Genomic DNA, 24048 nt, shown 5'->3' with positions numbered 1-24048 from the left:
GACCGATGCAGTTTGAGCTGGACGACTGGCAGGAAACGGCGCGGCGCAGCTTCCGCAAATACCTTGACGCCGAGGTGGCGCCCCTGGTCGAGGCGCACGAGGATGCCCACCGTCCGCCGCCGCCCGAAGTGTTGCAGAAGATGGGCGAGTTCGGCCTGCTGGGCGGTCTTTTGCCAGAGGCGCAAGGCGGTGCCGGGCTTGATTATCTGACATATTGCGCGCTGCTGTGCGAGCTGTCTCAGGTATGGCCGTCGCTGCGCAGCATCGTCAGCACGTCGAACCTTGTCCTGATGATCGTCGCGCAGCATGGAACGCCGGAGCAACAGGCAAGGTGGCTGGGCGATCTGGTTTCGGGTCGCAAGACAGCCTTTTTTGCGCTGACCGAGCCGAACGTCGGCTCGGACGCCAGCAACGTGGAAACACGGGCCCGGCGCGACGGTGATGGCTGGCGGCTGAACGGACGCAAACTGTATATCTCCAACGGGACCGGGGCCGATCTCGGGGTGGTTTTCGCGCGGTCGGGCGACGGCGAACGCGCGGAGGTATCGGCCTTCGTGGTCGAGGCGGGAACAGCAGGGTTTTCAACCCGAGAGGTCCGCAGCATGGGCATGAATTCATGCCCGCTAGGCGAGCTGCTGTTTGAGGACGTATTGCTGCCCGCAGACCACCTGATCGGCGCCGAGGGCGAGGCGTTCGCCATCGCCAAGCATTATCTGAACGTGGGGCGCTGTTTCGTTTCTTTCACCTGCCTGGGCCTGTCAATTGCCGCCTATGAGGCGGCGCTGCGATATGCGGGCGCGCGAGAACAGTTCGGACGCAAGATCGGCGGGTTTCAACTGGTCCAGCAGATGATCGCAGATATGTTGACTGGCGTGGAAACCTCGCGGTTGCTGGCGTGCCGGGCCGCTGACGCGCTGGATCGCGGGGCACCGGATCGCGGCCGGGCCTGTTCCATGGCCAAGCGTCACAACTCCGATACGGCTCTGCGGGTTTGCGAGACTGCCCTGCAAGTGCACGGCGGGGCCGGATACACCCGTGATTTCCCCGTCGAGCGCTATTATCGCGATGTGCGACATCTCACGATCGCTGAAGGCACCAACCAGCTTCAGGCGCTGCTTCTGGCACAGGGGGCCCTGGGCATCTCGGCGCTACGGGGCTGATCGGTCCGCAGTTTGCGCACGGTCTGTCGCCGCTGCCGGTCTGAATGGCAGGCGGAATGCGGGCACAGGGCGGGTCAGATTCCCAAATACGAACGGCGCACGTGATCGTCGTGGCGCAAGACGTCAGAGGCTGCGGCGAGGGCGATTGTCCCGTTTTCCAGAACATAGGCGCGGCTGGCGAAATCCAGCGCCATGTAGACATCCTGTTCCACCAGAAGAATGCTCAGGCCGGTGCGGCGCCGACCGTCGAGGGCCTCGTACATCTGCTCGACCATCAGAGGCGCGGGGCCGAGCGACGGCTCGTCGAGCATGATCATGCTGGGCCGGGCCATAAGCGCGCCCGATCGCCAGCATCTGCTGCTGACCGCCTGAGAGCCCTCCGGCAAGTTCGCGGGCCTTCTGGCTCAGCATCGGAAAGGGCGTCCTTTCGGTCTTTCGCGTCGAGTGCGGCGCTCGCACCCACGATCAGATTTTGCTCGACCGTGAGTGACCCGAAGACGTGCCGCGCCTCAGGAACATGGACGAGGCCGAGGCGCGGAATCTCGCTGGCGGCAAAACCGCCGATTTCCTTGCCATCGTGGCGGATCGCTCTGGAACGGGCGGCCACAAGGCCCGAAATCGTGCGCAGAAGGGTGGATTTGCCCGCGCCGTTCGGTCCGATCACAGCCACGACCTCGCCCTCGGCCGATCTCGATGCTGACGCCGTGGAGCGCGTCGAGCAGACCGTAACCGGAGACGAGAGACTCGATCGACAGCTTCATCTTGGGCCCCGGTTATAGTTTTCGCATCAGTTCAGAGGATTGGGCTCTTCCACAGCCACCTCTGGCGGCCAGATCGTGACCTTTTTCGTGCCGCCGTTCTTCCATTGCGCGATCAGGTTCTGCGATCCGACGTTCCTGCCGTGTTCGTCGAATTTGATCCGCGAGAACGGCGAGATCAGCTGATCGCCGGGGATGTCGATCTTAAGGATGGCGGCGCGAAGGTTCTCGGTCGTCAGTTTCTGGCCGGACTCAAGCGTCTTCTCCAGCACGGCCTTCAGCGTGTAGACACCGCGGTTGCACATCGACGCATAGCTTGACGGCACGATGCCGTGCCGTTACTCGTAAGCCTTCACAAAACGCTGGGCGCGGTCCATGTCGGGATTTAAGTAGTCCACCGTGCTGAGATTGACGTCCTCGACGAAGCCCCTGTCCACCAGTTGCGGGGTGCGCACATCAACCGGACCGCCACTGATTCCGACAATGTAGGGCTTGAAGTCATGCTGCTGCATTGCCTGGAGCTTGGTCACCACATCTTCGGTGTAGCCGGCCCAGATCACCATGTTGGCACTCGATGTCTGCACCCGCTTGACCGGCGGCAGAAGGTTGCGATCGCTGCGCGAATACGGCGCGCTGGCGGCGATCTCGATGCCCCGCTCCTCCAGCAGAACTTCGATCCGCTCGATGGTTCCGGCGCCGCGCGGGCTGTCTTCATAAAGCAACGCCGGGACGACGTCGCCTTGCGTCATCAGGTGTTCGAAGAATTCCACGACCGTGGCCGCCTCGGTATCGGCTGTGATCTGATCGGAGAAATACCATTTGTAACCGCGCTCGAGGAGCTCGGCCGACACCGCCGGCGAGTTCAGGTGAGGAACCCGCGCCTGCTCGGCGAACTGCGCCGCAGCCGATGTGCCTGCGCTGATCTCGCAGCCAAGGATGACCGGAGCCCGCTCGAGGCGGGTCAACCGCTCCATCACCTGGCGCACCACCCCGGGATTGCCCTGTGTGTCGTAAAGTTGGATCTTCAGCGGCCGACCGGCGACGCCGCCATCGGCGTTGATGTGCTCAAGGGCAACTGCGATCCCCTTTTGCGCATCCTGTCCGGTCACGGCGATCGCTCCCGACATGGCGACGATCGCCGGCATCACGATTTCTTCGGCTTAGGTGTTTGATCCCACGGTTTAATGGTGTGATCCTTTCGCAGGAATGGAAGGAGGCCCTATGGGACAAGTTCGTCACGGAAGCGCCACGACCACGCACGCCGTCAGAACAGCAATACAGCGATCGCAAGCTTCGCTCGCGGCGCTGCGCCCTTGGGTCGCGGGTCGACTGACCGCCAGACTACGGCGCGCATTGCTGACTCGAAGGGTGCGATACCGCAAAGGGAAAAGAAAATGGACAGTCAGCCGCAGCAGCCAGCCGAGGGGGACGGACCGCTTGCGGGTTACAGGGTGCTTGATCTTTCGGTCAACGTGCTTGGACCGGTGGCGATCCAGATCCTCGGCGACATGGGGGCCGACGTCATCAAGATCGAGTCACCCGACGGCAACTACACACGCCAGGTGGGACCGTCGCGCAACCCGAAGATGGGGGCACTGTTCCTCAATACAAACCGCAACAAACGCTCGGTCGTGCTCGACCTGAAGAAACCCGACGCGCGGGCCGCGCTCCTTGATCTGGTGCGTTCCGCGGACGTGCTGGTGCATTCGATACGCCCCGGCGCCGCCGAACGGCTGGGCGTCGACTACGAGGCGATCCGCGCGGTCAATTCCCGCATCATTCATGCCTCGTCTTCTGGCTTCCGGCTGGATGGTGAGCGCCGCGACTGGCTTGCTTTCGACGATGTGATCCAGGGCGCCAGCGGCGTAGCCGGGATGATGGCCCGGGCCACCGATGAGCCGCGCTATTACCCACGGTAATCGCCGACAACTATGCGGTTACATCCAGGCATCGTCCATCGCGATGGCCTTCGTCTGGCGCGAGCGCACCGGCCACGGGCAGCAGGTAAACGTGCCGATGATGGATGCGATGGTCAACTTCAATCTGATCGAGCATCTCTGGGGCGCAACGCTCGACCGGCCCGATCTGGGCATGGGTTACAGCCGGGTATTCTCGCCCCATCATCGACCTTATCCAACGCAGGACGGGCACATCTGTGTGATGGCGGCGATGGACAACCAGTGGCTGCGTCTCTTCGACGCCATAGGCCGGCCCGAGCTGCGCGACGATCCACGATTTGCCACAGCAGAGTTGCGCACCGATCACATTGACTAGTTATATTGGTTCCTCGCCGAGGCAATCGCGGGGAATACAACCGCCGAGTGGCGCCGCCGGTTCGACGCGGCCGACGTGCCGAATGGACCGGCCAACAGCCTGGAGGATCTGCTGGTTGATCCCTATCTGGTTCAAACCGGGTATTTCGAGCGCCACGAGCACCCGACAGAGGGCGCCGTCGTGACGCTCCGGATACCGGTCCAGTTCTCGGACAGCCCCGGCCGGGTGCGCCGGCTGCCACCGCGGCTGGGCGAGCACACGGAGGAGGTTCTGTCCGAAATCCGCCTTCCGCGCGCCGACGCCTGACGGAACCAGGCCAGGCGGGCAGCCGGTGCCCGGCTGGCCAGGATCGGTTCGCGGCCAACCGGACCCGCCTGTCCCAAGCTTCCGGCTCCGCCCATTTTACTGCGCGGTATAGCCGCCATCGACCACCATTTCGGATCCGGTCATATAGGATGCCTCGTCGGACGCCAGAAACGGCACCGCCCCGGCTACTTCTTCCGGTTGGGCCGGGCGCTGCATGATCGTTGTCCCAAGTATATCCTTCTGACCGTCCGGGTCAGCCAGTCTGAAAGGAACCATCGCCGGAATCAAATGTGCGGAAGATCCTGTACGTTATCCATCCAGGATTTCTTTCGAGATGGTCATTCATGCGTCCTTTCGATGAAGCATGGACCGGATCAGTCATACACAAAAGGTCGGACACTCTCGCTGCCGCCCATCTGCGCCATATCGCCGAAACCCAATTCGCCCGCGCCGTTCGCGCATCAACTCGTCGCCGAGATCGGGACCGGCGAGGCGCATCTACGCCAGATCAATGTGGCCGAACGTATGCACGGCTCGCCCGGACTTCAGCTGCATAACGGACGACCAGGCTGAGTGTCGAAGGGCAGGATTCAGATGCACCCACCGGCTGACTTCTGCGCGTTTTTGGTGGCCTGGCCCGACACAGGAGCCGGGCCGACCACGATCTGGTATCAGTTCCTTTTCAGCGCGGACCGGAAGGCTTCCAGGATCTCGGTTCCGGGCTTGCCTTGGGCATCGAGTTGCTCGGCCCATTCGGACCCAACCGTCGACAGGATCTGGTTCAGCTTTTCGACATCTCCGGCGGGCAGGTCAACGAAGGTCACGCCCGCCTCGGCGATCTGCTGCTTGACTTCAAGGTTCTGGCGGTCGGCAGTTTCGCATCCTTCCCTAGTCAAATCTTCGCCGATCTCGGTGATCGCCTGCTGGACGTCTTCGGGCAGACTGTCCCACTTTTCCTGCCTGATCACGTAGGTCGCGACAAAGGAACCAAAGTTCATCCCCTGCGTACCCCAGTCAAGGAATGTTTCCATTCCGTAAGGGGTGACACTGGGATAGGGGAAGAGCCCGGCGTCGATCGTCCCGCGCGACAGCGCCTCGCGCACTTCGGGCGCCGGCATCTGCACCGGCACGCCGCCGATTTTCTGGACGGTCAGGTCAAGCGCGCCGCCAGTGCTGCGGATCTTCAGGCCGTCCATGCTGTCCAAACCGGTGATCTCACGGCTCGACGTCAGCAGGTTGTAGGGCGGCAGCACCATCGCCATCAGCAGGCGCACGCCGTTCGGCGCGAATTCGGCCTGGTCTAGCGCGCCGCCGGGCTTGGCGATCTCCCAATAGGCCATCGTGCCCTCACACGACGTCGAAAACGCCTCGGGCAACTGCCCGACCGCCGAAAGGGGCATCTTGTCGCTGACATAGGAGGGGCCGACATAGCCGATATCGGTCACGCCGGTCTGGGTCAGCGAGAGCAGGTCCTTGGCCTTGCCGAGTTGCTGAGCCGGGAAGTACGCGAACTCGGTTTTCCCGGTCCGCTCGCTCACCCGTTCCATGAAAGGTTCGATCAGGCTCTGGGCAATGTAATGGCCGGTGGGCAGGCTGTCGGCCGCGCGCAGTTCGATCTCCTGCGCTGCAACCGGCTGCACGGCGAGCGGTAGCAAGGCAACGCTCAGGGCCCAGCCCGCTGTCCGTAAGGGCGATGGGAATTTGGATATTCTGGTCATGATTTCATTCTCCTCCTGTCTTTTAGGGTTATGGACTGGCGCTATTGCGCAGGCCGACGTCGTCAGTTCATTGTCGAGGGCAGCCACAGCACCAGCACGGGAAATGCAGTGAGCAACGCGATCACCAGCAAATGCGCCAGAACATGCGGAAACGTCCCGCGAAAGATTTCGCCCAAGGGTCGCCGGGTATATCGGGCCACCACAAAGACATTCATGCCCAGCGGCGGAGTGACCATGCCGACCTCGGCCGTCACCACGACGATCACCCCGAACCAGATCGGGTCGAAGCCCAGCGACAGGACCAGCGGCAAAAGCACCGGCACCGTCAGGATGAGGATGGCGATCTGGTCCATGAAGGCACCCAGAAAGACGTAGATGATCAGGATCACCACCATCACCCCCATCGGCGAAATACCAAGGCCGCCGATCCATTGGGTCAAATCGTTGGTCACCCGCGTGAGGGTGAAGAAATAGCCAAAGATATGCGCGCCGAGGATCACGAAAAGGATCATGCAGGTGGTCTGCGCCGCCCGTCTCAGGCAACCCCAGGCTTGGCTGAATCCCAGTTTGCGCTCGTGCAGCGCCAGCAGCATCGCGCCGAAGGCGCCGATCCCCGATGCCTCGGTCGGCGTGGCAATGCCCGAGTAGATCGTGCCGGTGACGGCCAGGAACAGCAGCAGCATTGGCCCGACACGCGACAGCGACGCAAATTTATCGCGAAAGCTGTAAGGCTGGCCGGCAGGCGCGACCGAGGGATCAATCCGCACCAGAACCGCGACCGTGGCCATGATGGTCAGAGCGACCAGAATCCCCGGTATCACCCCCGCCACCAGCAGCTGTCCGACCGAGACATCGGCAATGATCCCATAGAGAATCAGCGCCACAGATGGCGGAATCAACATCGCCAGTGTGCCCGAAATCGCCACGACGCCGCTGGCCAGCTTGGGGTCGTAGCCTTCGTCGATCATCGCCGGGATCGAAGTGGATGCCAGCGTTGCCGCCGCTGCCGTGCTCGACCCCGAGATCGCGCCAAAGCCCGCCCCGGCTACCGCGGTAGCCATGGCCAGGCCGCCGCGGAGACGGCCGACCCAAATGGTTGCAGCGCGAAAGAGATCTTGCGCCACGCCCGAGATGATCACGAATTCGGCCATCAGGATGAACATCGGGATGGTGATGATTTCGTAGGAATTCGCGGTACTTAGGGGTGCAGTCTTCAGGATGCCGCCCAGTACCGCCATGCCGCCGAACAGATAGAGCCCTACAGACCCCGAAATCGCCATTGCCAAGGCCACCGGCAGCCCGATCACAAGCAGCCCGGCCAGAAGCGCAATTACCAGAGCCACCGTCACAGGACGTCCTCCCCTTGGAGCGCGGTGGTCTCGGGCGGGGGCGGCATTTCAACCAGATCGTGGCGCGAGAAGATGGAAAACGCGTGCCCGACCACCCGGTAGATCAGGCGCAGCGTCAGCAGCGCGGTGCCAATCAGGACGACCAGATAGGCCGGCCAGGTCAGCCATGGGACCAGCGCGGCGATCCGGTCCTGCCCGGCATAGGCGCTCTGGAAGCGGCCCCAGGCCTCGAACGCGATCAGCGCCATGACAACTGCCCCTGCAGCATAGCCCACCGCCTGCCCCAGATGGCGAACCCGTCGCGGAAGTATGTTTTGGAACAGATCGATTGCCACGTGCCCGTGATGATGGAGTGTGTCGGGCAGCATCAGGAAGAATACCGTGACCACAAGGTAGAGACCGATCAGGTCGTAGGACCAGCCCAGTGGCATCGAAAGCGCGTAGCGCATCGCAACATCCACGACCACGATCAGCATGATCACCGCCAGTGCGACACAGGCCAGCGCCGCAAACCCGGTCTCTAGCACGGCCAGCCCCCGCGAAACGGCCAACAGGCCGCGCGCGCCCCCCCTTTTCTTCGGCGGTTCCATTGCGGCCACCCCCCCCCTTTTTTTTGGCGCTATTTCGGGCCATTTCCATCGGCGATTTCCACGCCGGAAACGAGCCGCCTTAGCCTCATTGTGGCGCCAAACTTAGCAAGGCCCCCTTGCATGTCAACGCTCCCCGTGCAAAAAAACTAGCAATACAGTCTTTTAGTCTTTTGTAGCGTGCGGTCGGTGCAGCCGATCCGGTGCCGGGGGGGGGAATCATGTTTCAAATGCTCGACGGGGTGCGCGTGGTAGAGCTGGGCCATATTCTCCTGGCCCCCTACGCCACCCAGTTCCTGGGCGATTTCGGCGCTGATGTGATCAAGGTCGAAGCGCCGGAAGGCGACTATTATCGGCGCCTCGGCGCCTCGCGCGTGCCGGGTATGACCGCTCAGTGGATGGCGGTGAACCGGAACAAACGCAGCATTGCGCTTGATCTCAAATCCCCCGAAGGGCGTGCGGCGCTGCTGGAGATGCTGAGTCAGGCGGACATCGTGGTTCACAATATGCGAGTGCCTGCGATCGAGCGGCTGGGTCTTGGATATGACGCCGTGCGGGAGGTCAATCCGCGCATCGTCTACTGCGCCGCGATCGGGTTCGGGCAGGACGGGCCCTATGCCGACTTGCCCGCCTTCGATGACCTGATTCAGGCCCGGTCGGGTCTGGCCGAGGCCAACGGGCGCAACGCAGGTGCCCCCGCCTTTGTGCCGATGGTGGCCGCCGACAAGATCACCGGGCTGGCGCTGGGTCAGGCGATGCTGGCCGGCCTGTTCCGGCAGCGCACCACCGGCGAAGGGTGCTACATCGAAACGCCGATGTTCGAAACGATGATATCGGTGATGTTGAGCCAGCATTTCAACGGGGCGGCCTTCCGGCCTCCGGAAGGCGGGTTCGGCTATGCGCGGGTCATGAGTCCATTCCGCAAACCAGCGCAAACCAGCGACGGTTTCATCGCGCACGGGATCTACAAATTCGATCAATGGCAGCGGTTTCTGCGTGCTGTGGGTCGCGACGACGTGGCCGACGGCCCCATGATGACCGACGCGGCGACCGCACAGCGGCATTTTCCCGAACTCTATGAACTTGTTGTAACGCATATCCTGCCGCAGCGGACCACCGCAGAGTGGCAGGCGCTGTTCGATGCCCTCGATATTCCCAATGCCCCAGTGATGGCGATGGAGGACCTGCCCGACGATCCGCATGTCCGCGCCGTTGGCCTGATAGAAGATTATGACCATCCCCAGCAGGGGCCGATGCGCCGGGTCCGAAGCCCTTATACGATGCGCGGCGTCGAGATGGGCCCCGATCTTCCGGCACCTGCCCTTGGCGCACAGGGCACGGCGATCCTGGAAGAGTTCGGCTTCTCACCGGAAAGGGTTGCTCAACTGATAAAGGCCGGTGTCGTTGTGCAACCCGAGCAGGACTCGTCGGTAAACGACGGTCTGACAGGAGCGGTGCCTCGGTCCGGCGACCAGCCTTGAGCGGCACCCGGACCACCGGCGTCGGCCACTGTCCCCGCCCGGAGGAAGGCTCGGCCAGGGAACTGCTTCGGCAGCGTGACGGCATCCCCTTGTATCTCAAGCTCGCAAGCCTATTTCGCGAAAAGATTCGCTGCGGCGATTGGCCCATACACAGCCAGTTGCCAACCCTTCCGGCCCTGCGCGACGAATACGGCCTGGCGCGCGAAACCGTCCGCCAGGCTCTTGGGGTTCTGCGCAATGAGGGCATGATCGACAGCACGCGCGGACTGGGCACCTTCGTGACTGCGGCGGCCGAGGAGAGCGAGCCACGTGCGCCCGCCTACGATCCGCTGACGCTCGGGGCACAGGTGCGTATAGATATATTGTCGCGTGCGCCCTGTAAGGAGCTTCCCGATCTTGGCCGCGACCTGACGGGGATGGAAACGCCGCTGGTTCATGTGCGCAAGCGCCATCACGCCGGGCAGCAGCCGTATTCGCTGGTCGATCTGTGGCTGCCGCAACGCTATTTCGAGATGCTGCCCGAGGGCGCTGACGAAACGCAGCTATATTCGCAACTGCTGCGCGACCACACCGGCATGACGGATCTGTCGGGCGACCAGATCATCACCATCGTTCGGGCCGACATCGCCACCGCGCACCTGTTGGGCATCACCCTCAGCGAGCCGGTGGCCCATGTGGTCTCGCGCTTGTTCGATCCCGAAGGCCGCCCGGTCATGGCTCACCTCGTGCAGATCCGCAGCGACGTCTTTTCCGCCGAGCGCCAGTTCGGCAATCTCGCCACAGGAGATCCCGGCTCCTGGCGCCCGCATATGGCGGAACCCGCCCCGCCCGAGCATTCGGGCGAACCACACCCACGTCAGAAGAAGGAGTGATCGCATGGATTTCGATCTCACCGAAGAGCAACGGGCCATCCGCGACGCGGTGGCCAGGATCTGCTCGCGTTTCGACGATGCCTACTGGCTGGAACGCGAACGAACCGGGACCTTCCCCGAAGATTTTGCGGCCGAGATCGCAAAGGGCGGTTTCTATGGCGTCACGATGGAAGAGCAGTATGGCGGATCGGGCCTGGGTATCACAGAGGCATCGCTGGTCATGCAGGAGATCGGGCGTTACGGCGCGGCGGCCAGTTCCGCGGTGCATATCAATATCTTTGGGCTGCAACCGGTGGTCGGCTTCGGCACCGACGAACAGAAGGCTCGAATGCTGCCGCCTCTGATCCGCGGAGAGCACCGCTCCTGCTTCGGCGTAACCGAACCGGACGCCGGCCTTGATACCACGCATATCTCGACCTTTGCGCGCCGACGCGAAGACGGTGGGTATGTGGTCAACGGGCGCAAGGTCTGGACCTCGACCGCACAGCGCGCAGATCACATCCTGCTGGTGACCCGGACCACGCCCATCGAGGACTGCGAGCGACCGACCGACGGCATGTCAGTGTTCTACACCGATTTCGACCGCAGCAAGATCGACGTGCATGAAATTGCCAAGATGGGCCGCAAGGCGGTCGACTCCAACGCTATCTTCATTGATGGGCTGGAGGTGCCCGAAGAGGACCGCATCGGCGCGGAAGGTGAGGGTTTCAAGGTCCTGCTCCACGGGCTGAATGCCGAGCGGATCATTGTCGCCGCGGCTGCGGTCGGGTTTGGGATGTACGTACTGGAAAAGGCGGCCGCCTATGCGCGCGAACGCGTCGTCTTCGACCGTCCAATCGGCCAGAACCAGGCGATCCAGCATCCGCTGGCCTCGGTGTGGATGCGCCTTCAGGCGGCGGAACTGATGACCTACAAAGCCGCCACGCTTTACGATCAGGGCAAGCCCTGCGGGCTGGAGGCCAATACCGCGCGCAACCTCGCCGGCTCGGCGGCCTACGAAGCGGCATTCCGCGCGGTGCGCACCCACGGCGGCTTTGGCTTCGCGCAGGAATACCACGTCGAGCGTTACTTTCGCGAAAGCGTACTGAACTTCATCGCGCCGGTCAGCGAGGAGTTGATCCTCTCCTACGTGGCCGAGAAGGCATTGGGGATGCCCAAGTCCTACTGACTCTTCGCCCGTATCGCGATCACTCCGGGTCGTGCCCACCCTCGACGCTGACGAGCGCCGACGGTGGGGCGGCCAAGGCCCTTTTCAGAACGCGTTAAGCCCGGTCAGGTTGCGCCCGATGACCAGTTTTTGGATTTCGGTGGTGCCATCGGGAATCGGCATGACCTTTGCATTGCGGAAGTGCCGTTCAACGGGGAACTCTTTGGTGATGCCGTTGCCGCCGTGGATCTGCACCGCTTTGCCGGCGATTTCGACGGCCATTTCGGTTGCATACCATTTCGCCATCGAGGTCTGGGTGTCACAGCGCACGCCCAGGTCCAGAAGTTGCAGCCCGCGCTGGCACAACAGGCGCGCGGCATCCAGGTGCGTGGCCATGTCGGCCAGGTAGCCTTGAATCAACTGGTGCCCGCCGATCGGCTTACCATGTTGTTGGCGATCCTGCGCATATTTGACGGCACATTCCAACGCCGCCTGCGCTATGCCAATGCTCGTCAGGCCGACAAACACGCGAGCGCTCTCAAACAGTTTCAATGTCTGGAACAGGCCGCCGCCTGCATTACCCAGAACATGGTCAGCGCTGGTTTCGGCACGGTCGAAAAACAATTCGCAGGTCGATGCACCGACAAGCCCCAGCTTGCGCAATTCGCGGCTCTCGTAGTTGCCGGTATCGCGGTCGACGATGACCATGGAAATACCGTCGTCCAGATTGCAGACAACGATGGCGAAATCCGACTGGGCCCCATTGGAAATCCAGAGCTTCTGGCCAGTGACGAAAATCTTATCGCCCTCGCGGTCCGCACGTGTCTTGACCTCGCGTACGTTCGAACCGACCTCTGGTTCGGAAATACAGGTGGCACAGATCCGTTCGCTGCGCAGGAGCGGCTTCAGATAGGCCTCTTTCTGCGCCACATTTCCCAAGAGGTTGACCGCGAACACGGCATGACCCTGAATCAGCACCGCGATTGCCAGATCGGCCCATATCCGGGCCAGTTCCTCGTATAGGATGCCATAGGTCATGCGGTCGATTCCGGCACCGCCGTCCTCTTCGGGGATCAGGCCGCTGATCAGCCCGAATTCCTCGACCTTGGCGAACAGGGACTTCAGGGTTTTCGCATCGGGGGGGTGGCCGAGGTTCTCGTATTTCTCGGCCAGCGGCGCGAACTCTGCCTCGGCCATCTTGCGGAAGTTTTCCAGCAACATGCGTTGCTCATCTGTATAGATTGCCTGAGCGGCGGCGATCACGTTTTCCATGGTTCGTCTCCTTGTTTCAACGGCCCAGAATGGTGACGCAGGCGGCCGCTTCTTCTACCCCGTGCAACCCCCCGCCGTTTTCGGCGATGGCGTTCTTTGCCCCTTCGACCTGACGCGCGCCAGCTTCGCCGCGTAGTTGCGTGACCAGTTCGAAAACCTGCCCTATCCCTGTGGCACCGACCGGGTGGCCCTTGGATTCCAACCCGCCCGAGGGGTTCACCGGAATGCGTCCACCGATCTTTGTCTCGCCGCGCAGACTGGCGGGACCGCCCTCGCCGAATTCGACAAATCCGAGGTTCTCGATCTGGATCACTTCGCCCACGGCCGTGGCGTCATGCACTTCGGCCACCGATATATCCTCGGGGCCGATCCCGGCCTGTTCATAGGCCTCAAGCGCGGCAAGCCGGGTCAGGTGGTTCTTGTAATCTTCCGGCGGACGATCGGTGCCCGAGCGCAGGATCGCGGCCTTGACCTTGATCGCGCGCGCGGGATCTAGGCCCAGACGTTTTATCCCCTCGCCGGTGCATAAAACGGCCGCAGCGGCCCCGTCCGAGATCGGGGCGCACATCGGCAGGGTCAGCGGATAGGTGATCGGCGGCGCGGCCAATACCCGATCGACGCTCATGGCTTCTCGGTATTGCGCCAGTGGATTATGCACGGAATGCGCATGGTTCTTGGCGGCGACGGCGGCGAACTGTTCCTGAGTTGTGCCAAAGGTCTTCATGTGCAGCCGGGCGAAGCCTGCGTAGACATCCATGAACACGCTGTAGGGCTTGGGCGATTTCGATCCTTCGGGTTCCTCGACCCCTGCACCCAGATCGGCCAGCCGTTGCGCGACCTCTTCGCTGTTGCTGACGTCCCAGCCGCTGTCGAAGGCCGAAAACATCAACGCACGGTCGTCAGAATACATCTTTTCGGCGCCCACGGCGAGACAGCAGTCGCCATTGCCGGCCTTGAGGAAATCGACTGCCAGTTTGAACCCGGTCGAGGCGCTGGCGCAGGCGTTTTCGACATTCACCACCGGAATGCCCTGAATGCCCATTTCACGCAGCGCGATTTCGCCGCGGATCATGTGCTGGCCCTCCATGTGGCCCTGCACCGCGTTCGAGAAGAATGCGCCGTCGATACGATCTGCCGTCACTCGGGCATCGGAAAGCGCGGCGGCGACGGCCTCGCCGGTCATGTCCTTGATGGTTTTGTCCCGGAACTTTCCGAACGGCGTCATCCCGATGCCAACGATGTAAATGTCCTGCATCGTTTGTCCTCCTGACCTAGTATCCGCGAAACTGCGGTTTTCGTTTTTCATTGAACGCCGACAGACCCTCGTGCATGTCCCAGGATCGCATGTGCGCGCGCAGGTTCAGCATCTCTTCGGAAAGCGCGGCGGTTTCGTCCACGTCCAGCGACCGATTGGAAACCGTCTTCATGCGGCGTAAGACCGCCGGGCTTTTTTCTGCCAGCCTGTCGGTAAAGGCCTGCACCGCTTGTCGCAGGTCTTCGTCCGCGACGACCTTGTTCACCAGTCCCCAGTCCATCATGTCCCGTGCCGAAACGTTCTCGCCCGAGAACAGCAGGTATTTCGCGCGGTTCAGGCCAATCCTACGCGGCAGGATCGCCGCACCGCCGGCCCCGGGAAAGACGCCAAAGTTGGAATGTGCGTCGCCCAGTTGCGCGCTTTCGGCGGCAAAGACCAGATCGCAGGCCATCACCATTTCCAAACCGCCCGCCATCGCCAGCCCGTTCACTGCGGCGATCACCGGTTTCGGGCCATGTCGCATAAGCCCAAACGTGTGATCGACAAGATCCAGAAGATCCGGCTCGCCTGGTGCATGTTTGGCGCCAGCAACTTCTTTCAGATCGGCACCGGCGCAGAATGCCCGGCCAGAGCCGGTCAGGACAATTGTACGCACCCCATCGTCGGCCAGCGCCGATTCCAGTGCTGCCGCCATCTCGCGCAGCATCTGCGTTGACATTGCGTTGAGCTGTTCGGTGCGCTGGAAGGTAATCCATTCAGTTTTTGCGACCCGCTCAACGAATAGCGTCTGCTTTGCCTCACTCATGCTAAGCTCCTGATAATTATACATATTATTGGTTTTTCGCCTTGTCTTTTGCGGCGATTTACGCTGCACTCGGGCGGACCCGCACGTGGAAAACAAAAGAACTGGAGATTGATATGAGCACTGCACCCCTGGCCGGCCTGAAAATCCTCAGCCTTGCCGAACAGTTTCCCGGTCCCTATGCCACAATGCTGTTGTCCGACATGGGAGCCGAGGTGATCATGATTGAACGCCCGGGCATCGGTGATCCGGCCCGGCAATTTCCGCCCTTGTTCCGGGCACTGAACCGAGGCAAGCGCAGCGTTGCGTTGGATCTGAAATCGGCCGAGGGGCTGGCACGGTTTCGCGAACTGGCCAAGGAATCGGATGTCATCGTCGAAGGGTTCCGCCCTGGCAAGCTTGCGGCCTTGGGTGCCGGTTTCGAGGACATGCGTAGTGTCAACTCGCGGCTGGTTTATGTATCGATTTCGGGTTACGGGCAGGACGGCCCCTATCGTGACAGGGCTGGCCATGACCTGAGCTATGAAGGGGTTGGCGGTTTGCTGGCCGATCAGGCCGATGCAAAGCAGCCCGGCCCTGTGCCGCCGATCCCCCTTGCGGATGTTGGCGCGGCGTTGTTCGCGGCGATCGCAATCCTGTCGGCGGTGGTGTCGAGCCAGCGCACAGGGCAGGGGCGTTACGTGGACGTGTCCATGTCGGATGCGGTGGTTTCGATGTTGACCGCATTCCTCGTTCCCGCCGCCAATGGAACACCGCTGGGCGAATTTATCGCCGAGCCGGGCTATGGCGTGTTCACCTGCAAAGACGGCAAGCTCTTGACCTTGTCCATCGCGCATGAGGACTGGTTCTGGAAACCGTTCTGCGATGTGATCGACAGGGCGGATCTTGCGCCGTTGACAGGCCGCGACCGTGTCGCCCGCAAGGCCGCGCTGCGCGAAGAAATCGCGGCGATTCTGGTTGGCAAGACGCGCGCCGAATGGGGCGACCTTCTGGATAAGGCGGGGGTGCCATGGGGTCCGGTCAATTCCCTGGTCGAAACGTTGGACGACCCCCATGTGCGTGCGCGCCAGCTGCTGCGCAAGATTACGCATGACGGCGGCAAGGCCGAGACTTTTATTGTCCAGCCGTTGAAATTTGATGGCTTCGAAACCGCAACACCGAATCTGCCCCCTGAACTCGGGGCAGATAATGACAGCGTTTTTTCGGACGACGCCACCTAGAGGCGGCGGTTGGTCGATGTCTACTCTAGCAGGCAAACGAATACCCACCATTCACTGGATAGGTCTGTCCGGTGATCCAGCTGGCAGCATCCGAGCAGAGGAACAGGATCATTCCGGCGGGGTCTTCCGGCTCGCCCAGACGGCGGATCACGTATTGCGACAATGCCCGCTTCTCGGTCTCTGCATCCGGGATCAGGTCGGCGACAGCCGGAGTTCTTGTGCCCCCCAAGGCGACGCAATTCGCGGTGATCCCGAACCGGCCGCCGGCCTTTGCAATTGCCCGCATGAAGCCGGCCGCACCGGCCTTGGCCCCGGAATAAACCGCCAGATGCGGTTCACCGACACGGCCGGCGTCGGAAATGACGGTCACAATGCGCCCATAGCCACTGTTAACCATCAACGGCATGGCGTGACGGGTGCAGTTCAGCACCCCATCGAAATTGGTGGCCATCCAGCGGCGCCATTCATCGGGATCGGATTCCCAAAAAGGGACCAGATCGTCGAGCCGCGATGTCGGCCCGGCGTTGCCCGCATTGTTGACCAGAATATCCACGCCGCCAAATGTGGTCTGCGTTTCGGCAAACGCCGCGCCAACCGCGTCGAAATCCGAGACGTCGAAGGCGAGCGGCAGAGCCTTTGCACCCGCTGCCTCCACTTCCGCGGCAACGCTTTCGGCCCGTTCGGCGTGAAAATCGTTGACAACGATGGCACCGGCTCCGTGTTCCGCCAGATAAAGCGCGACTTGCCGACCAACGCCTTGCCCCGCTCCGGTTACAAATGCGGTACGACCTTTGATGGAAAGCAGGTTACTCATCTTCGCTCCTTTCTATCCCAGCCATCTCTTCCGGCGGCGATAGTGTTTGATATCTCGATAGCTTTTGCGCTCGCCCGATGCGGTTACGCCGAGATAGAATTCCTTGATGTCCTCGTTGTCAGCGAGCTTGTCGGCAGGGCCGTCCATCACGATCCGGCCGTTCTCCATCACATAGGCATAGTCGGCGATCGATAGCGCCGCGGCGCTGTTTTGTTCGACCAGGAAGAAGGTCGTGCCTTCTGACTTGAGCTGCTTGAGCACTTCATAAACATCCCGGACCATCATCGGGGCCAATCCCAACGACGGTTCGTCGATCGCGATGATCTTGGGGCTGGCCATCATGGCCCGGCCGATCAGCAGCAGTTGTTGTTCGCCACCAGACATGAAGCCAGAGGTGCGGTTGCGCAGGTCCGCAAGCCGGGGCATCAAGGTGTAAACATGGTCCAGGCGCTTTTTCAGCTCGGCGGAGTTGGGCACCATGTGCCCGCCGACGATCAGGTTTTGCTCTGACGTCAGATGCCGCAAAACGCGCCGCCCTTCCATCACATGGATGAGACCGTTCTTCACGACTTCCGAGGCTTCCATGTTCTGAATGGGAGTTCCGTCCAGAACGATGGACCCCGCCGAAACGGTTCCATCCTCGGATTTGAGCGTTCCCGAGATGGCTTTAAGCGTCGTGCTTTTTCCTGCGCCATTGCCACCGAGCAGAGCAACACATTGTCCCGCACGGACTGTCATGGACACGCCTTTGAGCGCCAGGATGACGTCGGAATATGTCACCTCTACGTTGTTGAGTTCCAGCATGGTCATATTGCCCGGGGCTAAGGATCAGAACGGGCGCCGCGACTGCGGCGCCCGGATTAATTCACCATTTCTCAACTTGCGGAACGTCGACACCCGTTGCCGCGATGGTGATTTTCCCATCTTTGACGGTGCCCACATTCACTTTGAGGCCTTCCAATGGGAACGGTGCTTCTGGCGTAAAGGACAAGGTCGGCAGGAACCCATGGGTTTCTTCGGTGGTGATCGGTTTGGCAAAAAGCGCCTCACGTACCATCTCTCCGGTCAGGCCCTCGGCGCCGTTCGCCTCGATCGCGTGATCGATCACGGTCACGGTATAGAGACCCTGAGATACGCCCATTGCGGTCACGACGTTCCAAGGTGCTTCGAGTCCGTAATCGGCAACCAATGTCTCGTAGAATTGTCGCGCGGGAGTGTCCTCATCGGCCGCAATCACCATGCCGTAGGCTTCAAAGTCCCCCTCCATTTGCTCAAGCCCGCCAAGCGCGCTACCCGAGGCTGGAAGCCCGTTATGCGAACTCATCATGATCGGGATGTTCGCCCCGTTGGCCTGCAGCCCACGTTTCGCGGCAACCACGATAGAGGTGTTCGTTTGGATTACCAGCACCTCGGCCCCGGCTCGTACAACGCGGCGCATTTGCCCCGTCAGATCGGTGGGTTGAACTTCGGTATAGATGACCTCGACGAGGTCGATCTCCTCGGGGTGCTCTTCGGCATAGAGTTCAATGCCCTTTGCCATGTCGACATAGGCAGGCGATGCTTCTGAGGCGAGGATCGCAACCTTGAGCGGTTCGTCTCCGCCGCGCTGTTCACGCATCCAGTTCAGAAAGCCGACACTTTCGTGCGAATAGGTCGGGCGTGGGTTGAAAATCCAGGCATCCGGTTGCCAGGCAAAACCGTAGGCCGCTGTGGCCATGAACATCGGGATTTTGTCTTCCGGCAGGCGTTCGGAAAGGGCCGCGACGTCGGGCCCGCCGAGGCCGACAACCGCAATCGGGTCCAGTTCCGATTTGATCCCGGGCCAGAGACTTGCCACCTGTGCCGCGTCATAGCGGGTTTCGTAGTTTTTGTAGTTCAGCGTGACGCCAAGTTCCTTGCCGCGGGTTTCATTCCACCAGGTGAACACAGCCTCACGTCCGCCGGCCAGAATGGGCATGATGTCAGCATAAGGGCCGGAAAAGTCCGACAGCAGGGCCAGATTATAGGTCTCTTCGGCCTGCGCCTTCAAAGGCATGGTCGCCGCGGCCGCCAAGGCAGCCGCAGCCAGAAAGCCGCGAAGACCTCGATTCGATTGGTAAGTCATATTCTTCCTCCCAGGTTTAGAGCCGCTCTATTTCTCAGTAAGGAAACGGCCAGATACGGTATGACGACTTCAGGATGTTCCAGCGGTGCATCAGCCCCTTGGGTTCGAGGATCATAAACAATGCGATCACGCCGCCAAGAACGACATTCATGCCAGCGAACACGATGTCACCGCCAAGGAATGATACCGAGTCGGCGATATTGGGGCCGACCGTCGCGATAATTTCCTGGATGATGCGGATAATGAAGACGCCGATCAGGGCCCCCACGATTGAACCCATCCCGCCGACGATGATCATCGCGACGAAGAAGATCGAGTGAAACAGGGTGAACTGGTCTACCCCCACGAAGCGGATCAGATAGGCCCAAAGCGCCCCGCCGACGCCCGCATAGAAAGCGCCGATCAGGAAGGCATTTGCCTTTGTGGCCGCGACATTGATCCCCATTATACCCGCGGCCACGTCATCATCCCTGACCGCCACGAAGGCACGGCCGAAGCGTGACCGAACGATCCCGAACGCGCCCGCCACCATGATCGCGGTGACCGCGAAATTCAGATAGAACTGCGAAGATTCGCTGACAAATCGCAGCCCGAAAAGCTCGGCCGGGGGCACGGTGATACCGTTCGATCCACCCAGCCAGGTAGACGGCAGGTTCAATACGGCAAAGTGGAACAGGAACTGAGCTGCAATCGTGGTCAGTGCCAGATAGAACCCCTTGATCCGCGCCGCGGTCAAGCCAAAGAGAAAGCCGAACAGCGCAGCCGAGAGCCCGGCCAGAGGAATGGTCAGCAGAAACGTAAGGCCGGTCTTCGAGGCCAGTATCGAGGCCGTATAGGCCCCGACCCCCATGAAAGCCGCCTGACCCAGGTTGATCTGGCCCGCATAGCCGGTGCAGATCTGAAGCCCGACGGCGATGACGGCGCTGATCATCATCATATTCAGGATAGCGATGATACGGCTGCTCACCAGGTAAGGCGCCAACAGCAGTAGAGCCATGAATACGACGAGGGCCAGAAACTGCCAGCGCGTTCGGATCAAACGTCTGTCACTGCGATAGCTTGTCGGGAATACGCCGGAAGGGTCCATGGATTACACCCGTTCAATTGTGCGCCAGCCGAACAGGCCGGTCGGTCGGATCAGCAGAATGGCAAGCATGATGATATAGGGGACAACGCTGCCCAGTGACCCTCCGATCAGCGGGTCAAGATAGTTGGTTGTCAGGCTCTGGACGATGCCGATAATCACGCCCGCAAGGATCAGCCCGCCGATGGATTCCAGCCCGGCAAACAGCGCCACCGGCAGGGCCGCGAACCCGATATCCGAGGCCAGGAAGGTCAGCGATTTGCCGCTGAGAAAGATCATCGCACCAATTGTGGACAGGATTGCCCCGAGAACCCAGGCAAAGGCAATCGAGCCTTTCACCGAAATGCCCATCGAGGAGGCCACGACGTGGTCTTCCGCCACGGCGGTCATCCGCAGGCCGGACCGGGTCCGGTTGAAGAACCACGACAGGCCGACGGCGGCGACAATGGTGATGATCCCGCCTATCAGGAGGTTCATCGGGATCAACATGTCGCCGAGGAACAAGGGTTTCAGCGGGAAAATGATCGGGAAGGGCCGCACGGCGGGACCGAACACAAGCAGCACCAGACCGCGCAGCAGGATCAGAAGACCGACGGTGACCATGACCATCGAGAAAACCGATTCACCGATCAGCTTTGTCAGGAAAATCCGTTCGATTGCGTACCCGACCAGCCCGGCCAGAACCAGCGAAAGGGGTATCGACAACCAAAGGCTAAGCCCCGCTTGCATCGTTGTGAACCAGACGATGAACCCGCCGATGATCACAAGCTCGCCCTGCGCGAAGTTGAACACCTTGCTGGCGCGATAAATCACAACAAAGCCCATGGCCACCAGCGAATACAGAAGGCCGATCAAAGCCCCGGTAATGATGTCATTGATGAAATAGACCATTGTCGCCGACCTCCTTTAAGATTTGGACTGCCGCTTGGCAGCCTTCGATGCGTTTTCAACATCCGACACGCGAACCGTGGTCTTGAGAACGCCTTGACGACCGTCCTGATAGGTCACAGCGATTTCGAGATCTGTCTCGTCATCGCCAGCATAGATCGCCTCGACGAGCTTGGCATACCGTTCCTCCAGAAAGGCCCGGCGAAGCTTTCGGCTGCGGGTCAACTCGCCTTCATCCGGGTCGAGTTCCTTGGGAAAATTCGCAAAACGTGCCACGCGCGAGCCTTCGGGCAGGAGCGCATTGATGCGCGCCACTTCGCCTTTGATAAGGTCCAGAACTTCGGGTTTCTGCGACAGATCGGTGTAGGTCGAAAAGCTGATCTTGTTCTCTTCCGCCCAACGCCCGAGAACTTCCATATCGATATTGATAAGCGCGCTGACGAAATTCCGGCGTTCGTCGCCCAATGTCATGAGGTCCTTGATGAAGGGGCTATACCGCAACCGCGTTTCGATGAACTGCGGCGGATAGCTGTGACCGTTTGCCAGGCGGCGCATGTCCTTGACACGGTCAAAGAACAATAGCTCGCCGTCGTCGGTCATCGAGACCGCATCACCGGTCTTGTACCAACCGTCTTCGGTCAGCACCTCTGCGGTCTTTTCGGGCTTGCCGTGATAGCCGCCGAAGCCCGATCCGCCACGCACCTGAAGCTCCCCTTCGTCCGAGACCCTGTATTCCAGCGGTTCGCCGTAGTTCGTGTTGCTTTGCATCCAGCTGCCGCTGGTTTCCAGCTGATAGCTTTCGCCGACATGCGCGGTCAGAAGGCCGATTTCGGTCGCGCCATACACGTTGCGCAGCTTAACCCCCATCGCGTGGAACATACGAAAGACGTCAGGTGCCATCAGGGCGCCGCCGCTCATTGCGTTTTTGGCCTTACCAAGGCCAAGATTGTCGCGCAGGTGATGCAGCACCAGAGCTTCGGCAAAGGGAAGCTGCAGGCGTGCGGCAAGGCTGGGGCTACGCCCTTCCAGCCGCTCGACGTAAACGTTGCGGCCAACCTTCATGCCCCAATTGTACATCGCATTGCGGAACTTGCCCGCGCCCAGCATCCGGGCCTGAACGATGGAGGCGAGGTTTTCCCACTGGCGCGGACTGAACACCAGTGCATCAACCGCCAGTTCGCGAATGTTGGTCAGTACGTCTTCAGGGCCTTCGGGAAAATTGACGACCATGGGCGCGATCAAACCGATCGACAGGCCGAAAATCTGTTCCGTGACCCAGGCAGGCGAAATGTAGGTCAGGTATTCGGTGCCCGGCGCGATTTCGATTGCCCCCATCACCCGCGAGCAATTGTCGAACAGGTAGCGATGGCTGATGACAACGCCCTTGGGTTTTCCCGTGGTCCCCGAAGTATAGGACAGCAAGGCGGTATCGTCCGCCCGTCCACGTTTTACGTGTTCTTCAAATCTGGCGGGTTCCTTGGCGTGGATCTGACGCCCTGCCGCGCTCACACTTTCAAACGAATGCAACAGGGGATGATCATAGCCCCACAGACCGGAATCGTCCCAGTAAACGACCGCCAGGGCGCCCGAGTACTTGCCCGCAATCTCGATGCATTTATCGACCTGCTCCTGATCCTGCGCCAGAAAAACCCGCGTTTGCGAGTCTTCGGCCAGATACAGAATCTCTTCAGCGTTTTGATCCGGATAGACAGACAGGACTTTGCCGCCTAACGACTGGACGGCGTATTCAGCCCAGAAATGTTCGGGTTCGTTTTCGCCAATCATCATGACGGATTCGCCAGCCGACAAGCCCAGGTTCTCCAACCCGAGAGCCAGGGCGCGAACCCTGTCAAGAACATCGGCCCAGGTGAATTCACGCCAGATGCCCAGGCGCTTGTGCCGTTCGGCGAGGTTGGTCGGTGTGGATGTCGCTCGCGCGAGCAAAACCTGCGGCAGGGTTTCGCTATGTGTCACTGCTGGGTCCGAAAAGACCATTGCTGTCCGTTGTTTGACCATGCCGCTACCCCAGATATGCCTTTATGACAGCCGGGTCCTTCTGGATTTCTTCCGGGGTGCCTTCGGCGATGACCCGCCCGAAATCCAGCACCACGATCCGGTCGGCAAGGTCCATCACGACGCCCATGTCGTGCTCCACCAGAACTACCGGAATCTTGCGCGCCTCGCGCACATCGAGAATGAAGCGCGCCAGGTCTTCTTTTTCCTCCGAGTTCATGCCGGCCATCGGTTCATCCATCAGCAGGATCGACGGTTCCTGCGCCAATGCACGGCCCAGATCGACACGCTTGCGCAACCCATACCCCAACGTGCCCACGGGCCGGTTGCGGATTGCCTCGATCTCGAGAAAATCGATGATCTCCTCTGCGGCTTCACGATGTTCCGATTCCTCGCGCATCACGGGACCGAACTGGAAAAAGGCCTGGACTACATTCGATTTCATCAGCATGTGGCGGCCGATCATAATGTTTTCCACCACCGTCTGCCCGGCAAAAAGATGGGTGCCCTGAAACGTCCGCGCCAGACCGCGCCGGGCGATCTGGTCAACACGCAGGCCGGTCACGTCCTGCCCGGACAATTCGACACGGCCCTTCTGCGGACGGTAGAAGCCCGCAGTCACGTTCAGAAGTGATGTTTTTCCGGCACCATTCGGACCGATAATTGCAAGCAATTCATCGTCGGCCACGGAGATGCTCACATCGTCGAGCGCGGTCACACCGCCAAATTTCAAAGTTGCGCCACGCACCGCAAGCGGTGACGATACGTGCCCGTTATTCGTGGTCATGTTACAACCCGTGCTTTTCCCCAACACCTCATGGAGGCACGCATAGCCTGACCGCACGGTTTTCCGTTGGTTACGAGTTTTCCTCGCATCGTTCCTCCTCCCACCTCTTAATTCAGAGGTTTGCCTGGTCTATTTTACCAAGTCTCTCCGCGCAGCC

At 61.0% G+C, this 24048-nt stretch carries 24 protein-coding genes and 1 pseudogene; 7 read left to right on the top strand and 18 right to left on the bottom strand.

Annotated features, from left to right (window positions below; all coding sequences use genetic code 11):
• Window positions 1–5 precede the first annotated feature (5 nt).
• Complete coding sequence (locus AAFO90_RS09720; protein WP_027264374.1) at window positions 6–1160, top strand: acyl-CoA dehydrogenase family protein; 1155 nt, start codon at window positions 6–8, stop codon at window positions 1158–1160.
• 74 nt (window positions 1161–1234) lie between these two features.
• Here AAFO90_RS09720 and AAFO90_RS09715 read toward each other — a convergent pair whose 3' ends face one another.
• From AAFO90_RS09715 to AAFO90_RS09700, 4 genes are all read right to left on the bottom strand, one after another.
• Window positions 1235–1477 (bottom strand): hypothetical protein, encoded by a 243-nt coding sequence (locus AAFO90_RS09715; RefSeq protein ID WP_205964847.1) that lies wholly within the window; start codon window positions 1475–1477, stop codon window positions 1235–1237.
• Complete coding sequence (locus tag AAFO90_RS09710; protein WP_198952313.1) at window positions 1474–1830, bottom strand: ATP-binding cassette domain-containing protein; 357 nt, start codon at window positions 1828–1830, stop codon at window positions 1474–1476. The genes AAFO90_RS09715 and AAFO90_RS09710 overlap by 4 nt, the downstream gene beginning before the upstream one ends.
• A 117-nt stretch (window positions 1831–1947) precedes the next feature.
• Window positions 1948–2244, bottom strand: coding sequence for a hypothetical protein (locus tag AAFO90_RS09705; RefSeq protein ID WP_133119767.1), 297 nt, complete (start codon window positions 2242–2244; stop codon window positions 1948–1950).
• A gap of 12 nt (window positions 2245–2256) precedes the next feature.
• Complete coding sequence (locus AAFO90_RS09700) at window positions 2257–3063, bottom strand: ABC transporter substrate-binding protein (RefSeq protein ID WP_071974356.1); 807 nt, start codon at window positions 3061–3063, stop codon at window positions 2257–2259.
• A 249-nt stretch (window positions 3064–3312) separates the two neighbouring features.
• Here AAFO90_RS09700 and AAFO90_RS09695 point away from each other — a divergent pair, with 249 nt between their 5' ends.
• Window positions 3313–3837: a CoA transferase gene (locus tag AAFO90_RS09695; protein WP_250637868.1), complete on the top strand. Its 525-nt coding sequence runs from the start codon at window positions 3313–3315 to the stop codon at window positions 3835–3837.
• A pseudogene (locus tag AAFO90_RS09690) lies at window positions 3812–4498 on the top strand (CoA transferase). Before AAFO90_RS09695 ends, AAFO90_RS09690 begins: the two are co-directional and overlap by 26 nt.
• Before the next feature lie 96 nt (window positions 4499–4594).
• On the opposite strand, the gene AAFO90_RS09685 reads toward AAFO90_RS09690, so the two are convergent.
• From AAFO90_RS09685 to AAFO90_RS09670, 4 genes are all read right to left on the bottom strand, one after another.
• On the bottom strand, window positions 4595–4774 hold the full coding sequence (locus AAFO90_RS09685) for an SDR family oxidoreductase (RefSeq protein WP_027264377.1): 180 nt from the start codon (window positions 4772–4774) through the stop codon (window positions 4595–4597).
• A gap of 395 nt (window positions 4775–5169) precedes the next feature.
• On the bottom strand, window positions 5170–6153 hold the full coding sequence (gene dctP, locus AAFO90_RS09680; protein WP_347509271.1) for a TRAP transporter substrate-binding protein DctP: 984 nt from the start codon (window positions 6151–6153) through the stop codon (window positions 5170–5172).
• A gap of 125 nt (window positions 6154–6278) precedes the next feature.
• Entirely contained in the window at window positions 6279–7559 is a 1281-nt protein-coding gene (locus AAFO90_RS09675; RefSeq protein ID WP_223228101.1) for a TRAP transporter large permease subunit, read from the bottom strand.
• A 2-nt stretch (window positions 7560–7561) separates the two neighbouring features.
• Window positions 7562–8155, bottom strand: a complete 594-nt coding sequence (locus AAFO90_RS09670) for a TRAP transporter small permease (protein WP_083545805.1) — start codon at window positions 8153–8155, stop codon at window positions 7562–7564.
• A 218-nt stretch (window positions 8156–8373) separates the two neighbouring features.
• On the opposite strand from AAFO90_RS09670, the gene AAFO90_RS09665 reads away from it, so the two are divergent.
• The 3 genes from AAFO90_RS09665 to AAFO90_RS09655 are packed head-to-tail and all read left to right on the top strand — an operon-like array spanning window position 8374 to window position 11673.
• Window positions 8374–9633, top strand: a complete 1260-nt coding sequence (locus AAFO90_RS09665) for a CoA transferase (protein WP_071974357.1) — start codon at window positions 8374–8376, stop codon at window positions 9631–9633.
• Window positions 9630–10505, top strand: a complete 876-nt coding sequence (locus tag AAFO90_RS09660) for a GntR family transcriptional regulator (RefSeq protein ID WP_027264381.1) — start codon at window positions 9630–9632, stop codon at window positions 10503–10505. The genes AAFO90_RS09665 and AAFO90_RS09660 overlap by 4 nt, the downstream gene beginning before the upstream one ends.
• Window positions 10506–10509: 4 nt before the next feature.
• Window positions 10510–11673 carry an acyl-CoA dehydrogenase family protein gene (locus AAFO90_RS09655; protein WP_027264382.1) on the top strand — a complete coding sequence of 388 codons (1164 nt, stop codon included), beginning with the start codon at window positions 10510–10512 and terminating at the stop codon, window positions 11671–11673.
• Window positions 11674–11757: 84 nt separating this feature from the next.
• Here AAFO90_RS09655 and AAFO90_RS09650 read toward each other — a convergent pair whose 3' ends face one another.
• From AAFO90_RS09650 to AAFO90_RS09640, 3 genes are read right to left on the bottom strand one after another with little or no spacing between them, the layout of a single operon-like run.
• A complete protein-coding gene (locus AAFO90_RS09650) occupies window positions 11758–12924 on the bottom strand; it encodes an acyl-CoA dehydrogenase family protein (RefSeq protein WP_036051588.1) in 1167 nt (388 codons plus the stop codon).
• Between the two features lie 16 nt (window positions 12925–12940).
• Entirely contained in the window at window positions 12941–14179 is a 1239-nt protein-coding gene (locus AAFO90_RS09645; RefSeq protein ID WP_027264384.1) for a thiolase family protein, read from the bottom strand.
• A 16-nt stretch (window positions 14180–14195) separates the two neighbouring features.
• Window positions 14196–14984, bottom strand: coding sequence for an enoyl-CoA hydratase/isomerase family protein (locus AAFO90_RS09640; RefSeq protein ID WP_027264385.1), 789 nt, complete (start codon window positions 14982–14984; stop codon window positions 14196–14198).
• A 113-nt stretch (window positions 14985–15097) separates the two neighbouring features.
• Between AAFO90_RS09640 and AAFO90_RS09635 the strand changes: the two genes are divergently transcribed.
• A complete protein-coding gene (locus tag AAFO90_RS09635; RefSeq protein WP_036051655.1) occupies window positions 15098–16201 on the top strand; it encodes a CoA transferase in 1104 nt (367 codons plus the stop codon).
• 25 nt (window positions 16202–16226) lie between these two features.
• Here AAFO90_RS09635 and AAFO90_RS09630 read toward each other — a convergent pair whose 3' ends face one another.
• From AAFO90_RS09630 to AAFO90_RS09600, 7 genes are all read right to left on the bottom strand, one after another.
• Window positions 16227–17015 carry an SDR family NAD(P)-dependent oxidoreductase gene (locus tag AAFO90_RS09630; protein ID WP_027264387.1) on the bottom strand — a complete coding sequence of 263 codons (789 nt, stop codon included), beginning with the start codon at window positions 17013–17015 and terminating at the stop codon, window positions 16227–16229.
• Between the two features lie 12 nt (window positions 17016–17027).
• The gene (locus tag AAFO90_RS09625; protein WP_027264388.1) at window positions 17028–17819 is read right to left on the bottom strand and encodes an ABC transporter ATP-binding protein; all 792 of its coding nucleotides are present in this window, start codon (window positions 17817–17819) and stop codon (window positions 17028–17030) included.
• A 61-nt stretch (window positions 17820–17880) separates the two neighbouring features.
• Window positions 17881–19119, bottom strand: coding sequence for an ABC transporter substrate-binding protein (locus AAFO90_RS09620; RefSeq protein WP_027264389.1), 1239 nt, complete (start codon window positions 19117–19119; stop codon window positions 17881–17883).
• A 34-nt stretch (window positions 19120–19153) separates the two neighbouring features.
• Window positions 19154–20158: a branched-chain amino acid ABC transporter permease gene (locus AAFO90_RS09615; RefSeq protein ID WP_245601549.1), complete on the bottom strand. Its 1005-nt coding sequence runs from the start codon at window positions 20156–20158 to the stop codon at window positions 19154–19156.
• A 51-nt stretch (window positions 20159–20209) separates the two neighbouring features.
• Window positions 20210–21094 (bottom strand): branched-chain amino acid ABC transporter permease, encoded by an 885-nt coding sequence (locus AAFO90_RS09610; RefSeq protein WP_027264391.1) that lies wholly within the window; start codon window positions 21092–21094, stop codon window positions 20210–20212.
• A 15-nt stretch (window positions 21095–21109) separates the two neighbouring features.
• Window positions 21110–23065: an AMP-binding protein gene (locus tag AAFO90_RS09605; RefSeq protein ID WP_245601550.1), complete on the bottom strand. Its 1956-nt coding sequence runs from the start codon at window positions 23063–23065 to the stop codon at window positions 21110–21112.
• Between the two features lie 46 nt (window positions 23066–23111).
• Window positions 23112–23891, bottom strand: coding sequence for an ABC transporter ATP-binding protein (locus AAFO90_RS09600; RefSeq protein WP_028288584.1), 780 nt, complete (start codon window positions 23889–23891; stop codon window positions 23112–23114).
• Between the last annotated feature and the right edge of the window lie 157 nt (window positions 23892–24048).

It is taken from the genome of Phaeobacter sp. CAU 1743 (assembly GCF_039839315.1).
Taxonomy (GTDB): Bacteria; Pseudomonadota; Alphaproteobacteria; order Rhodobacterales; family Rhodobacteraceae; genus Phycobacter; species Phycobacter gallaeciensis_A.
Note: the sequence above shows the minus strand (reverse complement) of the source record. Positions and strands in the feature narration are given on the sequence as shown.

Excerpts from the sequence above, each read along its gene's own strand:
- AAFO90_RS09695 (WP_250637868.1), top strand. The coding sequence starts at position 3,313 with ATGGACAGTCAGCCGCAGCAGCCAGCCGAGGGGGACGGACCGCTTGCG.
- AAFO90_RS09630 (WP_027264387.1), bottom strand. The coding sequence starts at position 17,015 with ATGAGTAACCTGCTTTCCATCAAAGGTCGTACCGCATTTGTAACCGGA.
- AAFO90_RS09665 (WP_071974357.1), top strand. The coding sequence starts at position 8,374 with ATGTTTCAAATGCTCGACGGGGTGCGCGTGGTAGAGCTGGGCCATATT.
- AAFO90_RS09645 (WP_027264384.1), bottom strand. The coding sequence starts at position 14,179 with ATGCAGGACATTTACATCGTTGGCATCGGGATGACGCCGTTCGGAAAG.
- AAFO90_RS09640 (WP_027264385.1), bottom strand. The coding sequence starts at position 14,984 with ATGAGTGAGGCAAAGCAGACGCTATTCGTTGAGCGGGTCGCAAAAACT.
- AAFO90_RS09610 (WP_027264391.1), bottom strand. The coding sequence starts at position 21,094 with ATGGTCTATTTCATCAATGACATCATTACCGGGGCTTTGATCGGCCTT.
- AAFO90_RS09600 (WP_028288584.1), bottom strand. The coding sequence starts at position 23,891 with ATGACCACGAATAACGGGCACGTATCGTCACCGCTTGCGGTGCGTGGC.
- AAFO90_RS09650 (WP_036051588.1), bottom strand. The coding sequence starts at position 12,924 with ATGGAAAACGTGATCGCCGCCGCTCAGGCAATCTATACAGATGAGCAA.
- AAFO90_RS09720 (WP_027264374.1), top strand. The coding sequence starts at position 6 with ATGCAGTTTGAGCTGGACGACTGGCAGGAAACGGCGCGGCGCAGCTTC.
- AAFO90_RS09635 (WP_036051655.1), top strand. The coding sequence starts at position 15,098 with ATGAGCACTGCACCCCTGGCCGGCCTGAAAATCCTCAGCCTTGCCGAA.
- AAFO90_RS09625 (WP_027264388.1), bottom strand. The coding sequence starts at position 17,819 with ATGCTGGAACTCAACAACGTAGAGGTGACATATTCCGACGTCATCCTG.
- AAFO90_RS09655 (WP_027264382.1), top strand. The coding sequence starts at position 10,510 with ATGGATTTCGATCTCACCGAAGAGCAACGGGCCATCCGCGACGCGGTG.
- AAFO90_RS09620 (WP_027264389.1), bottom strand. The coding sequence starts at position 19,119 with ATGACTTACCAATCGAATCGAGGTCTTCGCGGCTTTCTGGCTGCGGCT.
- AAFO90_RS09670 (WP_083545805.1), bottom strand. The coding sequence starts at position 8,155 with ATGGAACCGCCGAAGAAAAGGGGGGGCGCGCGCGGCCTGTTGGCCGTT.
- AAFO90_RS09700 (WP_071974356.1), bottom strand. The coding sequence starts at position 3,063 with ATGCCGGCGATCGTCGCCATGTCGGGAGCGATCGCCGTGACCGGACAG.
- AAFO90_RS09685 (WP_027264377.1), bottom strand. The coding sequence starts at position 4,774 with ATGGTTCCTTTCAGACTGGCTGACCCGGACGGTCAGAAGGATATACTT.
- AAFO90_RS09715 (WP_205964847.1), bottom strand. The coding sequence starts at position 1,477 with ATGATCATGCTCGACGAGCCGTCGCTCGGCCCCGCGCCTCTGATGGTC.